At 28.5% G+C, this 13,281-nt stretch carries 12 protein-coding genes; 10 read left to right on the plus strand and 2 right to left on the minus strand.

Annotated features, from left to right (window positions below):
- The first annotated feature begins 419 nt into the window (after positions 1 to 419).
- The 10 genes from BM020_RS04195 to BM020_RS04240 all read left to right on the plus strand — a co-directional run bounded on the left by BM020_RS04195 (position 420) and on the right by BM020_RS04240 (position 11,344).
- Entirely contained in the window at positions 420 to 911 is a 492-nt protein-coding gene (locus tag BM020_RS04195; protein ID WP_074798330.1) for a transcription elongation factor Spt5, read from the plus strand.
- The gene (locus BM020_RS04200) at positions 911 to 1,393 is read left to right on the plus strand and encodes a 50S ribosomal protein L11 (protein ID WP_067145366.1); all 483 of its coding nucleotides are present in this window, start codon (positions 911 to 913) and stop codon (positions 1,391 to 1,393) included. The genes BM020_RS04195 and BM020_RS04200 overlap by 1 nt, the downstream gene beginning before the upstream one ends.
- Before the next feature lie 364 nt (positions 1,394 to 1,757).
- Positions 1,758 to 2,396, plus strand: coding sequence for a 50S ribosomal protein L1 (locus tag BM020_RS04205; protein ID WP_067145368.1), 639 nt, complete (start codon positions 1,758 to 1,760; stop codon positions 2,394 to 2,396).
- A 1-nt stretch (position 2,397) separates the two neighbouring features.
- Complete coding sequence (locus BM020_RS04210) at positions 2,398 to 3,402, plus strand: 50S ribosomal protein L10 (protein WP_067145370.1); 1,005 nt, start codon at positions 2,398 to 2,400, stop codon at positions 3,400 to 3,402.
- 142 nt (positions 3,403 to 3,544) lie between these two features.
- Positions 3,545 to 3,862, plus strand: coding sequence for a 50S ribosomal protein P1 (gene rpl12p, locus BM020_RS04215; protein WP_074798332.1), 318 nt, complete (start codon positions 3,545 to 3,547; stop codon positions 3,860 to 3,862).
- Between the two features lie 311 nt (positions 3,863 to 4,173).
- Entirely contained in the window at positions 4,174 to 5,118 is a 945-nt protein-coding gene (locus BM020_RS04220; RefSeq protein WP_074798334.1) for an Ig-like domain-containing protein, read from the plus strand.
- A 242-nt stretch (positions 5,119 to 5,360) separates the two neighbouring features.
- The gene (locus BM020_RS04225) at positions 5,361 to 6,116 is read left to right on the plus strand and encodes a zinc ribbon domain-containing protein (protein WP_074798336.1); all 756 of its coding nucleotides are present in this window, start codon (positions 5,361 to 5,363) and stop codon (positions 6,114 to 6,116) included.
- Between the two features lie 363 nt (positions 6,117 to 6,479).
- Positions 6,480 to 9,206 carry an alanine--tRNA ligase gene (gene alaS, locus BM020_RS04230; RefSeq protein ID WP_200781243.1) on the plus strand — a complete coding sequence of 909 codons (2,727 nt, stop codon included), beginning with the start codon at positions 6,480 to 6,482 and terminating at the stop codon, positions 9,204 to 9,206.
- Positions 9,207 to 9,487: 281 nt separating this feature from the next.
- Positions 9,488 to 10,636, plus strand: a complete 1,149-nt coding sequence (gene thiI, locus BM020_RS04235) for a tRNA uracil 4-sulfurtransferase ThiI (RefSeq protein WP_074798340.1) — start codon at positions 9,488 to 9,490, stop codon at positions 10,634 to 10,636.
- Positions 10,637 to 10,744: 108 nt separating this feature from the next.
- On the plus strand, positions 10,745 to 11,344 hold the full coding sequence (locus BM020_RS04240; protein WP_074798343.1) for a DUF998 domain-containing protein: 600 nt from the start codon (positions 10,745 to 10,747) through the stop codon (positions 11,342 to 11,344).
- A gap of 103 nt (positions 11,345 to 11,447) precedes the next feature.
- Here BM020_RS04240 and BM020_RS04245 read toward each other — a convergent pair whose 3' ends face one another.
- Positions 11,448 to 11,993 carry a GNAT family N-acetyltransferase gene (locus tag BM020_RS04245; RefSeq protein WP_074798345.1) on the minus strand — a complete coding sequence of 182 codons (546 nt, stop codon included), beginning with the start codon at positions 11,991 to 11,993 and terminating at the stop codon, positions 11,448 to 11,450.
- Positions 11,994 to 12,081: 88 nt separating this feature from the next.
- Entirely contained in the window at positions 12,082 to 13,047 is a 966-nt protein-coding gene (locus BM020_RS04250) for a DUF2156 domain-containing protein (RefSeq protein WP_074798347.1), read from the minus strand.
- Positions 13,048 to 13,281 lie beyond the last annotated feature (234 nt).

Below are 13,281 nucleotides of genomic sequence, written 5' to 3' on the forward strand. Positions count from 1 at the left end.
ATTTTTTTAAATATTTTTATTCAAATTTTTATAAGCATATATTTTAAAATATTTTTTAAATATTTTTATTCAAATTTTTAATTAATCTTTATAATAACTGATTAGGGTTATTAATTTTTTACTCTTTTTATTTTTTAAAATCCTAAATTTGAAACATTTATATATAAGATATTACATATATATTCTTATTATATGAATCTAATTTTATTTATTTTACTTTAACATTCATATCTTCTTACTTATAAAATAGATTCTATTCATTAAACTATCTATTTTAGTTTATTTTTAAAGAATTTTACGTTATAGGTTATTTTTTTGTCGATTAAAGAAGAATAATAAAATTTTACTTTATATAACTTTTAATTTAATCTATAAATTTATTAATGATTGATAAATATTAATTATATAGGTGAATTTAAATGGAAGATGCTAAAAATTCCATATTTGCTCTTAAAACATCAGCAGGTCAAGAAAGAAATGTTGCAAGACTTTTAGCGATGAAAGCGGACAAACCTGGAGTAGATATTAAATCAATCGTTGTGCCGGAATCATTAAAAGGTTATATTATAGTTGAATCTGCAACTAACCTTGATATGAAGAACCCTGATATGAAAGTTCGTCATTTAAGAGGTATTGTAGGTGCAAATAAAGATGGAACTATTGATCCAAGTAGTCAAATAACCTTAGAAGAAGTTAAAAAATTCTTAAAGCCACAACCAATTATATCTTCTATACAAAAAGGAAGTATTGTTGAACTTGTTTCAGGTCCTTTCAAAGGTGAAAAATCTAAAGTTGTTCGTTTAGATGAATCTCGTGAAGAAGTAGTTCTCGAGTTAATTGAAGCAGCAGTTCCAATTCCTGTTACTGTTAAAGCTGATCAAATTAGAATTATTAAAAAGGAGGCTGACTAATGGCTAAAGATACAGTTGAAGTTCTTCTCGAAGGTGGAACAGCTACTCCTGGACCACCATTAGGTCCTGCAATTGGGCCTTTCGGTGTTAATATGATGCAAGTAGTTGAAGAAATCAATAAAAAAAGTGCTGATTTCAAAGGTATGAAAGTACCTGTAATAATTACTATTGATAGTAATACTAAAGAATTTGAAATTGAAATTGGTACCCCTCCAACAACTGCACTTATTATGGATGAACTTGGAATTGAAAAAGGTGCTCATGAACCTGGTGCTGAAGTTGCAGCTGATTTATCTGTAGAACAAGCATTTAAAATCGGAAGAATGAAATTTGATTCTTTACTTGCAAATGATTACAAACATGCAACTAAGGAAGTAATGGGTACTTGTGTAAGTATGGGAATTACCGTTGATGGTAAAGATCCTAGAGATGCTCAAAAAGCAGTTGATGCTGGAGAGTATGATGATATTTTAGTAGAATAGATCAATAATATTGATTTATTTATTTTTATTCTATTGAATTGTATTATTTAATTACTTACTATATGTTTAAAATTTAAATATAAAACTAATTTATACTATATATTATTTATTTAAGTGATTAATTTGCATGATTGAATTAATTTAATCTCATAGCTTATTATGATAAATAGATAATATTTATTCACTTAAATGTAAGTGATATTATAATTGTATCATTTTACTTGTTCTAGGATGATATGATTGTAATTGATATATTGATGAGAATCTAAGGATTTTATAAATGCTTTTTAAAGATTTTATTTAATTTGAAGATTTCTCCTAAATAAAAAAATATCCAATGAACAAAAGTTCATGGAGGATTTATATGACACAAGAAATTATTGATGCGGTGAAGGAGGCAAAAGAACAAGCTAAGCCGAGAAACTTCACTCAATCCATTGATGTTATCATTAACCTCAAGGATTTAGATGTCAAAAAGCCAGAAAACAGATTTAGTGAAGAAGTAGCTCTTCCTAATGGACGTGGTAAGCCGATTAAAATAGGTGTTATCGCTGATGGGGAACTAGCTCTTGGAGCTAAAAATGCTGGTGTCGATGTTGTGATTTCCAAAGAAGATTTACAAGAATTTGGTAAAGACAGAAAAGCTGCTAAAAAGGTAGTAAATTCTGTTGATTCATTTATAGCTCAAGCTGATATTATGCCACTTGTAGGTAGATTCTTAGGTCCTATACTTGGGCCTCGTAATAAAATGCCTAAGCCAGTGCCAGCTAGTGCTAGAATTGAACCATTACTTGAAAGAATAGAAGCTACTATTAAAGTAGGTGTAAAACAACAACCTTCTATCCAAATTTTAGTTGGAACTCAAGACATGGAAGACGAGAAGTTAGCTGAAAACATTGAAGCTGTTCTTGCAGTTTTAGACCGCAATTTAGAAAAAGGAAGAAACCAAATAAAGTCCATGTATATTAAAGCGACTATGGGTTCAGTAGTGAGGGTGATTTAAGATGGCTCACGTTGCTGAATGGAAAAAAGAGGAAGTTAATGAACTTAAAGGTTTAATTGATTCTGCAGAAGTTGTAGGTATTGTAAACTTATTAAACATTCCTGCTAGACAATTGCAAGAAATGAGAAAAACTCTTGCAGGTAAGGCAACTATCAGATTATCTAAAATTAACCTTATGAAATTAGCTTTAAAAGATTGTGATAATGAGAAAGCTAAGATAACTGAGCTTTCAGATTATATGGAAGGTCAACCTGCACTTGTTTGCACTGACATGAATCCTTTCAGATTGTATAAAATATTGGAAGATAGTAAAACCTCTGCTCCTGCTAAAGCGGGATCAATTGCTTCTGATGATATTGTTATACCTGCTGGAGATACTGGTTTCCCACCAGGTCCTTTCCTCGGTGACTTACAGCAAATAGGTGTACCTGCTAAAATCGACAAAGGTAAAATTGTAGTTTCTAAAGATACTGTTGTTGTAGAAGCTGGAGAAGAAGTTTCTAAACAAGTAGCTTCTGCTTTAACCAGAATGGATATCAAACCTATGGAAGTAGGTATGGATCTTAAAGCTGTATATGAAGACGGTTCTATATTTAAAGCAGATTTATTAGCTATTGATGAAGAAGAAACTCTTGCAGATATTCAAACTGCATTTACTAAAGCATTTAATTTATCTGTATACAGTACTTTCCCAACTAGCGAAACTATCTCAACTATTATATCTACTGCTCATACTAAAGCATACAATGTTGCTATTGAAGCAGCTATTCCTACTGATAAAACCTCTGATGTATTAATTGCACTTGTAAATTCTAAGATGTTAGCTTTAGCTAGTGAATTATCTTCTGATGCTATTGATGATGAAATTGCTAATAAATTAGCAAATGCCACAGTTGCTGAGGCTCCTGTCGTTGAAGAAGCTGAAGAAGAAGAGGAAATTGAAGAGGAAGAAGAAGATAAAGGTGAAGAAACTGCAGCACTTGGATTAGGTGCCTTATTCGGTTAGATAAAATTTAAACTTTATACTTTTTATTATTTTAAAAACACCTGTGTTTTATAATGAAAACACAGTAAATTCAATATAAAAAACTTATATGTATTGGATTTTTAAAAGAAAATAATTTATCATAAGAAAAAACGGTGATAACATGGAATATATATATGCGGCAATGATTTTGCACACTACAGAACAAGATATTAATGAAGAAAATGTAACTAAAATCTTAGAAGCAGCTGGCGCTGATGTAAATGAATCTAGAGTTAAAGCTTTAATCGCAGCATTAGAAGATGTTGATATTGAAGAAGCTATGGAAACAACTGCTATGGCAGCAGCTCCTGCAGCAGCAGCTCCTGCAGACACTGTAGCAACTCCTGCAGATTCTGGAGCAGATGAAGAGGAAGAAGAAGAAAACGAAGAAGAAGCAGCTGCAGCAGCAACCGCTGGTTTAGGTGCTTTATTCGGATAGATTCTCTCTATCCTTCATTTTCTTTTTTTTTAAAAATTTTAGTAATGCTTTTTTTATTATTTTTATTATTATACTTATTTTTTAGCTTTTAGTTTTTCTATTCTTATTTTACTATTTTTTTATCATTAACTTTTAAAATATTTTCATATTTTTAAACTTTTAGTTTTTCTATTTTTATTTTACTATTTTTTTATCATTAACTTTTAAAATATTTTTAATTTTTTTTGTGTTTTTTGTGTTATTATTTAAGTTAATTTTATATAAAATCAATTTAATAATATATATTATATAATTAATACTGAGTTGTAATTATGAGATTAAATTATAAAAAAATAAGTATTATGTTTTCCTTATTATTTATTTTATTAATTTCTTTGGCTATGGTTTCAGCTGAAGAAATCTCTTCAGATTCAGCTGATTTAAATTCGTTAGATGATTCTGATGGTATAAATGAGGGAAATGATAATAATTTAAATTTAGAATATACAGAAAGCGATTCTGAAGAGTATATTGATTCTGATTCTGAACTAAGTCATTCTGAAAGCTCTTCTGATGATTATGCTAATGAAGAAAGTGATGATATTATTTCATCTTCCAGTGAATCAGAACTTAATGAAGCAGTCCCCTATAACTCTGGTTCTAATGCTCTTGAAGGTAGCAATATTAATGATTCATCTTTTGATGGTTCCACAACTGTTCTTACAAGAAATATTTTAGGTAAAATGGGCAAAAAAGTTATTCTTGTAGCTAATGTCTATGATGCTTATGGTTTAAGAGTTAATGGCGGTACAGTAACATTTACTGTAAAGGGTAAAAATTATAGGGTGAATGTTAAAAATGGAATAGCATTAAAAGTTATCACATCCCCATTTGTAGGAATTCATAAGGTCAAAGTAAAATATGATGGTGTTGGTGCTTACAAATCTAGCAGTTCTAGTTTTATATTGCTTTCTGATTTAAGAATTAAATATCTTTATTATAAAACTTTAGCTGTTAAAAAAGGGGCTAAAAAATATTATAAAATGTCTTTAACCAATTATTATACTAACAAACCTTTAAAAAAGTTTAAAATGAAATTTAAAGTTAAAATCAATAAGAAAAATTGGAAGACTTATACTTTAAAATCTAACTCTAAAGGTATAATCAAATGGTCTACTAAAAAATTATCTGTTGGAACTCATATTGTAAAGATCTCTTCCCCATATAAACTTTTCAAATTTAATTTAAAAGGAAAAATAGTGGTTTTTAGAAGATGATTTCTATTAAAATTTAATTTTTAATTAATCCTTTTTTCTTTTATTTTCTATTTTTTTAGCTACTTTTATTTTTTTAGCTGTTTTTAATTTTTTTATTATTTCGCTTCACTTTAACTATTTAATTATTTTCATTTTAATTTTATTATTTAATTATTTTCATTTCACTTTCACTATTTAATTATTTTTCAATATATATCTTTATTATTAATAAATTATTATTTAGTAAATAGGGAGGTGTAATTGTGGTATTTTGTTCTAATTGTAGTGCAGAAAATAATGATTCTGCAAAGTTTTGTAAAGAATGTGGCAATCCATTAAATACTAGCGGTTCAATTAAAAACAATTATATTACTACTGGAAATGCTCCATCTGCTGGAATAAATGATAATTCAAATTTAAACAATTCAAATAAGTCTATTAACTCTGATAGTTCAAAATCAATCAATAAAAATTTAATTATTATCTGTTTGACAATTGTTATTTGTGCAATTTTAATTGCAGGTGCTTTAACATTGTTTTCAAATGATGATAACTCTAATGGTGATTCTAATCTTCTTTCAGATTCAGCATCATTAAATGCCACTGGTTCTGCTGATAATTCTCTAAATAATCTAAATGACTCTAGAAGCACTGATTCCAATCCAGTTGAAACAAGTACTCAAACCACTCATTCTAGTTCTCCACGAATCTTAAGTGGTAGCTTCTCAACAGGAAGTTCATCATCAGATAAAACTTATTGTAATCTTTATCTGGGATCTGAACATGGTGGTAAAAAGGTTAAAATCAGTGTATTATACAGCAATAATGGCCATGCATTAAATCAAGGTAAAATTGTAAGTAAAACGGTCAATAGTGATGGATATGTTAAACTAGCAAGTGCAAGTGCATTTGATTACTATCCAGATGATGCATATATTACTTTATATGATAGTGATGGAAACATTCTTGATAGAAAAGAAGTTTATTTATATGAAGATAGCGGAATACAAAGATTTTAAAAAGAATTAATATTAATTGGGGGTATATGGTAGAAATGCCATTAATATTATGGTGGAAATGCAATCCAATTTAGCATTTTAAGTTAAGATATCCTATATTTTTCAATTATCAAATCTTTACTTTTTATATCTATTTTATATTTCTGTCTTGCTTTTTAATAATTTAATTAATTTTTTAATTTTATTTCTATTTTTATACAAACTATTTAATAGATTAAAATACATATATATTTTTATTATGAAATAAATATTTCAACTATTTATTCTACTAATACTTATTACTTAAAATAAACTTTAAAAAAATATTTTTAAAAAAACAATTAAAGCAAAAATATTTTAAAAAAACAATTAAAACTGATTATTATGCTTAAAATATTTGAAGATTTAGGATATAAAAAACAAAGATGTGAAAAATGTGGTAATGAGTTTTACTCTCAAATAGATAGGGATACTTGTGGAGATGCTCCCTGTGATGAATATGGATTTATTGGAAATCCAGCAACTGATAAGCCATATGATCTATATGAAATTCAAGAAACTTTTAGAACTTTCTTAGAAAAAGAAGGTCACGAACATATATCTCGCTATCCAACTTTAGCTAAAAGGTGGAGGGATGATGTATTTTTGGTTGGCGCTTCAATATTTTGTTTCCAACCATGGGTAACCTCTGGTTTAGTGGAACCTCCAGCTAATCCTCTTGAAGTTGAACAGCCCTCTATCCGTTTAAACGATGTAGATAATGTAGGAAGGACTGGTAGGCATATGACTTGCTTTACTATGGGTTCCCACACTGTAATCAATAAGCCAGATAACTTTATCTATTGGGAAGATGAAACAATCCGCCTTTGTCATGAGTTCTTTAAATCAATTGGAATTGATAGTGAAGAAATTAGCTTTATTAAATCATGGTGGAAAGGTGGAGGTAATGAAGGGCCATGTTATGAAGTGTGTTGCCGTGGTGTAGAGCTTGCTACACTTGTTTTCATGCAATACAAAACCCTTGAAAATGGAGAGAAAGAAGAAATTCCAATTAAGGTAGTGGATACTGGTTATGGCCTTGAAAGAATTGCTTGGATTTCTCAAGGTACTCCAACTGCATATGATGCTTGCTTTGCTCCTGTTGTAGATAAACTTAAGGAAATTACTAATGTTGAAGTTAATGAAGAAATATTGGCTTGCAATGCAGAAATCGCAGGTATGATGGATATTGAAGATATTGGTGATATTAGAGAGCTCCGCCAACAGGTAGCAGATAGCTTGGATATTTCCCTTGATGAGTACTTGAAAAATGCAGAGCCAATGGAAGCTATTTATATCATTGCAGATCATACAAGATGTTTAGCATTTATGTTAGCTGATGGTATTATCCCATCTAATGTAAAGGAAGGTTATCTTGCAAGGCTTGTTCTAAGAAGAACAATTCGTTTTATGAAAGAATTAAATATGAAAGAGTCATTATCTGATATAATGGAAATTCAACTGGACTTCTTAAGAGAGTTCTATCCTGAAATTGAAGCATCTCAAAATCATATTATGAATATTATCAATCTTGAAGAAGAGAGATATGCAAAAACAATTGAAAAAGGTAAAAAAACTGTTAAAAGAACAATTAAACGCCTTATAAAAGAAGGAAAATCTTCAATGCCTTTAGAGACTTTAATAGATTTATACGACACTCAAGGTATGCCTCCTGAAACTGTTGAAGAAATGGCAAGTGGAGATAAAGACTTTGAAGTTAATGTTCCAGACAATTTCTTTACAATTGTAGCAGATATCCATGAGGAAGATAAGATTGCTAAGAAAGAAGTATTTGAATTAGATGTTCCAGAAACAGAACTTGACTTCTATAAAGATATTTATCAAAAGGAATCTGATGGAAAAATTATTGAAGTTCTTGAAAAAGGAGATACAGTTAATATAATTCTTGATAGGACAATTTTCTATCCTGAAGGAGGAGGCCAACCCTCTGATATAGGTATCATTTCTATTGATGGTAAAATTTATGAAGTTCTTTATGCTGAAAAATTAGACAAGATTGTACTGCATCAAATAGCTATTCCTAAAGATAAAGATAAAGAAAGTTTAGTTAAAGCTCTTAAGGAATCCATTGGAACTGAAGTACATATGGCTATTAATTGGAATAGGAGAATTACTTTAGCAAGACATCACACAGGAACTCATTTAGTTATTGCAGCTGCTAGAAAAGTTTTAGGGCAATACATTTGGCAGGCAGGTGCACAAAAAGGCCTTAGCCGTTCACGTATAGACCTATCTCATTACAAACGTATCACACAGGAAGAATTAAATGAAATAGAAAAATTAGCTAATGAGTATGTAATGATGAATATTGCTTTAGATATTGATTGGCTAAGTCGTGATGATGCAGAGAGAGAATATGGATTTACCTTATACCAGGGAGGTGTAGTTCCGGGGTCACGAATTAGAGTTGTAAAGATTCCAGGAATTGATGTACAGGCTTGTGCAGGTACTCACCTTGATAGGACTGGTGAAGTTGGTCCAATTAAAATCAATAAAACTGAAAGGGTTCAAGATGGTGTAGAGAGAATTGACTTTTCTGCAGGTCTTGCAGCAATTGACTCTATTCAATATGATAAGGAAATTTTAAAAGAAAGTTCAGATATATTTAGCGTCACTAATGATCAGTTGCCTAAAACTTGTGATAGATTCTTTAGTGAATGGAAAGCTCAGAGAAACGAAATTAAAAAGTTACAAAAAGAAATAGCTAATTTAAAGGTTTCCAGTTTATCAGATAATGCAATTGAAATTAATGGCTTAAAAGTTTTAAAGGAAATCATTGATGGTGATATTAAAGAGCTTCAAAAAATAGCTATTGACTTTACTGACAATAATAAAGTAGATATTGTATTTATCGGTAATAATGATGGTAAAATCGTGGGAGCAGCTACTAAAGAATCTGGAGTTAAAGTAAATGATATTATAAAAGAAGCAGCAACAGTACTTGGAGGTGGAGGTGGAGGCCGTCCTAATTTAGCTCAAGGTGCAGGTCCAAATGCAGATAAAATGGCTGAAGCCTTAGATTTAGCTATTGATTTTTTAAGTAAAAATTAGTTCTTCAATTGTTTTTATAATTATTATTAATTTTTATTAATTATTATTAATTTTTATTAATTTTTATTAATTTTTATTAATTTTTATTAATTTTTATTAATTTTTATTAATTATTATTAATTTTTATTAATTATTATTAATTTTTATTAATTATTATTAATTTTTATTAATTTTTATTAATTATTATTAGATATTGTTAATTTTTATTTTATTTTATTTTATTTTATTTTTATTATGGAATATTTGGACAATTTATTATTTTTATTTTTATGAGGTATTTTATGAAACCTGATTTAATTATAGCTCGTTATGGTGAAGTAGGATTAAAAAGCAATCGAGTTAGAAAGAGATTTGAGAATCGTTTAAAAAATAATATTAAAGCATCGATTGATGCAGATGTAAATATTAATCAAGCAAGAATTTATATCTTTCCAAAAGATTTTGATGATGCGATAGAAAAACTAAAGAGAGTCTTTGGTATTGTATCTTATTCTCCAGCGGTTTCTGCTAAATCTACCTTCGATGATGTAGAAAGAGCTGTATCAGAATATGCAGATAAACTTCATGAAATGGGCCTTTTAGATGAAAATACTAAGTTTGCTATAAGCTGTAGGAGAGTAGGTAAGCATGAATTTTCATCTCAAGAAATGGCGGCTTTTGCAGGTGCAGTTGTAGTAGGTAAATATTCTTCTTCAGTTGATTTAACTAATCCAGAACTTACTATTTATCTTGAAGTAAGGGAAGAAGATACTTATATCTTTCATGAGAAAATAGAAGGTCCTGGAGGATTACCTCTTGGAACTCAAGGAAAAGTTGTATCTCTTCTTTCAAGCGGCATTGATTCTCCTGTTGCAACATATCTAATGATGAAACGAGGATGTCAAGTAATTGCACTTTACTGTGATAATCAACCTTATACCAGCTCTGATGCACTTAAAAACTTTGAAGATCTTGTTGATCAGCTAAACCTTTATGCAAGTGGAGCTCCAATTAAGAAAAGGGTTGTTAAATATGGAGACTACTTAAGTATGTGCAAATCTGAAGCTCCTGATAAGATGACCTGTATCTTATGTAAATCTGGAATGTATAAACTTGCAGGTAAACTAGCTCAAAAAATTCATGCTGATGCAGTTATTGATGGCAGTAGCTTAGGTCAGGTAGCTTCTCAAACCCTTCCAAATATACTTGCAACTCGTGAAGATTTGGATGTTCCAGTTTTATCCCCTTTAATTGGCCTTGATAAAGTGGAGATAAGCAAAATAGCTGAAAAGATAGGAACTTATGAAATCTCTAAAAGGGATGATGGTGGATGTAAGGCAGTTCCTAAATATCCTGAGACTAATGCAGACTTAGAATTGGTTAAAAAGGTAAAAAATGATATAGGTCAAGATGAAAAACTTAAAGAAGCTTTTGAAACTATTGAATATTAATTTAACTTACTTTAAATAATTATAACTTTTAATTTTTTATTCAAAGAGGTTTTTAATTTTTTTTATTTTATTTAGTGAGGCTTTTTTTTTATTCAGCGAGGTTTAAATATGAAATCTAAAATTGCAGGGATTGTTTTTATTTTAGGTAGTTTATACTACATGATAGCTGAAGCTATTAGCGTATTTGCTTTTAATGATACAGTTATTAATAGCTATCTTTTTCATACAATTTCTGAACTTGGGATTCCTGGATTAAATTCACCATTATTTTATTTAATGAATTCTGCATTCATTGCAGTCGGATTAACTTTACTATTTGCTAATTTCTATAAGTTTAAAAACTTCATTATTAAAGATAAAACTATTTTTTATATTCTAACACTGATAACTTCAATAGGAGTGATAATTGTAGCTTTAATACATGGAGGTAATCCTTTAACAGCAAGTTACCATAGTTTAGGTGCTGTAATGGCAATTCTTGGTGGAAATATATTGCTTATTCTTATTTCAAGAGTTATGGATAAATTTGAGACTTATCAAAAGATAAGTTTAATCTTAGGGATTATTGGTTTAATGGCATTTTTGGTGATGTTTTTCAATATGGGAAGTATTTACATGCCAATATTTGAAAGATTGTCTGTTTATACTTTGATTCTATGGAGTTTTATTAGCGGTGTTTGTTTATTAAAAAATAATTCAATTGAATAAATTTTTTTAATTTATCATTTTTAGTTTATTACTTTTAATTTATTATTTTCATTTATCATTTTTAATTCATTATTTTTTATTTATCAGTATTTATTTAGATTTTTTATTTTAAAGCATTGTACTCTTCCTTTAGAATATCTAAATAAATTTCATCGTATGTTTGATTATTTATTGGATATGCATTTCTTCTCTTTCCAATCACTTTAAATCCAATGCTTTTATACATTTCAATAGCTTTTTCATTAAATTCTATTGCATATAACATCATATTATTTAAATTCAGTATATTGAATGCAAATTCAAGAAGAAGTTTAGATGCTTCCTTTCCATATCCTTTTGATTGGTATTTTTCATCTATAAGAATCCCCATAGTTGATTTTCCATGAACATATGAGATATCATAAAGAATGCCGATTCCAATTGCTTCTTTTGTTTTCTTAGATACTATTACAAAAAAGAACTTGTCATCACTATCATTATAGTCATTGATATATGCTTCTTGCCTTTGAAGAGTCAAAGCATCATGGCTTTTTCCAAAGCTTAAATTTAATTTAGGGTCATTTAACCATTTAGTATAAAGTTCAAGATCTTCTTTAATGCTTAAACTTAAGTAAACATTCTCTCCTTCTACTTTTTTAATATATTTCATAATTAAACTCCTTCCTAAATTAATTTTCGCTGATTTTAATAATATTTTAATTATTATTAATTCTTTTAATAATTTTTATATAATGTTTTTAATCGAAACTCAAACATTTATCTTCTTTTAAAACAGCTATATATTTTGTTAAAAGATTGTCTGGCTGGTATTTCATTTTTGCATATCTTAATCCTTCAATACCTAGATCTTCTTCCCTATTAACATATTTATAATCGGACCATTCTCTTTTAATGAATTCCTGGTTTATAAAGTTATAAATACCTTCATAATCCCTATTTGCTCTTTCACAATGGATAAGTATTGTATCATCAGTAATAGCTTCTCCTGCTGAAACCCCTACTATTTCACCATCCACCCTTATAATACATCCAGTTATATTAAGTGCAAATAGATTATCAAACATTTCAGTCATAGCCATTAGCTCATCTTTATCATTATTTGAATCTTTTATAATGTTTAAGGTGAATTCCTTAGCTTCTTTGAGGTTTTCTTTTGTAATGTTTTCATAAGTATAATTGTAATTTTCTATAAACTTCTTAACCCATCTACGTTTAGTTCTAAATTTTTTACCTTTAAGCTCAATTAGTTTTGTAGTTGTGTAGATATAATCAAATGAATTTCTATCTTCTACAATTTCAAATTTTTCGATATTAACTTGCTTTTCCAGACATTCTTTCATTTCAGGTAAAACCGGCTTTATTAAAAGTTTATTATATTTATTTTCATTCTTATTTTCTTTATTTAATTTATCATCTTCATTATTTTCATTTAATTTTTCACTAAGAGCTATCTTTTCTAATATTTTCTCAATTAATTGTTCTTTGCAGTTCCCATAAGGGAAGTGATAAAATGTTTCTTTGGTATCTCTTGTTTTTCCTCTGATACAGAGACATCCATCTAGCTCTATATATTCATATTCGTAGGTATGCCTCCACATGAATAGGTTAGAAAAATTCTTTTCTGCATTATTGAACTTAGTTTTAAAGAAGTACTTGTTTATAATCTCCTTATCTTCAAGTTCTATTTTCTTAAATTCTATCATATTCCATCCCTTTTATTTTTAGTTTTATTTATAAATTTTTCATAAATTGAATTAATGGATGATTTAATAAGCCTTTCTTCTAAAGCCCTTAAATCATTTTAGTAGTTAAATGAGTTAATTATAACTCATGTTATAATTATTTGTATACTATTAAACAATTATATTTAATCTTATATATACTTTTTGTTAGAAAAATATTTTAATAAAATTATATTCATTAAAATCACCAGCTAT

Origin of the sequence: Methanobrevibacter olleyae, from assembly GCF_900114585.1 — an archaeon.
Lineage (GTDB): Archaea > Methanobacteriota > Methanobacteria > Methanobacteriales > Methanobacteriaceae > Methanobrevibacter > Methanobrevibacter olleyae.

Bases quoted from the DNA above. Each gene is read 5' to 3' on its own strand.
- BM020_RS04195 (WP_074798330.1), top strand. From the start codon at position 420: ATGGAAGATGCTAAAAATTCCATATTTGCTCTTAAAACATCAGCAGGT.
- BM020_RS04200 (WP_067145366.1), top strand. From the start codon at position 911: ATGGCTAAAGATACAGTTGAAGTTCTTCTCGAAGGTGGAACAGCTACT.
- BM020_RS04205 (WP_067145368.1), top strand. From the start codon at position 1,758: ATGACACAAGAAATTATTGATGCGGTGAAGGAGGCAAAAGAACAAGCT.
- BM020_RS04210 (WP_067145370.1), top strand. From the start codon at position 2,398: ATGGCTCACGTTGCTGAATGGAAAAAAGAGGAAGTTAATGAACTTAAA.
- rpl12p (WP_074798332.1), top strand. From the start codon at position 3,545: ATGGAATATATATATGCGGCAATGATTTTGCACACTACAGAACAAGAT.
- BM020_RS04220 (WP_074798334.1), top strand. From the start codon at position 4,174: ATGAGATTAAATTATAAAAAAATAAGTATTATGTTTTCCTTATTATTT.
- alaS (WP_200781243.1), top strand. From the start codon at position 6,480: ATGCTTAAAATATTTGAAGATTTAGGATATAAAAAACAAAGATGTGAA.
- thiI (WP_074798340.1), top strand. From the start codon at position 9,488: ATGAAACCTGATTTAATTATAGCTCGTTATGGTGAAGTAGGATTAAAA.
- BM020_RS04240 (WP_074798343.1), top strand. From the start codon at position 10,745: ATGAAATCTAAAATTGCAGGGATTGTTTTTATTTTAGGTAGTTTATAC.
- BM020_RS04245 (WP_074798345.1), bottom strand. From the start codon at position 11,993: ATGAAATATATTAAAAAAGTAGAAGGAGAGAATGTTTACTTAAGTTTA.
- BM020_RS04250 (WP_074798347.1), bottom strand. From the start codon at position 13,047: ATGATAGAATTTAAGAAAATAGAACTTGAAGATAAGGAGATTATAAAC.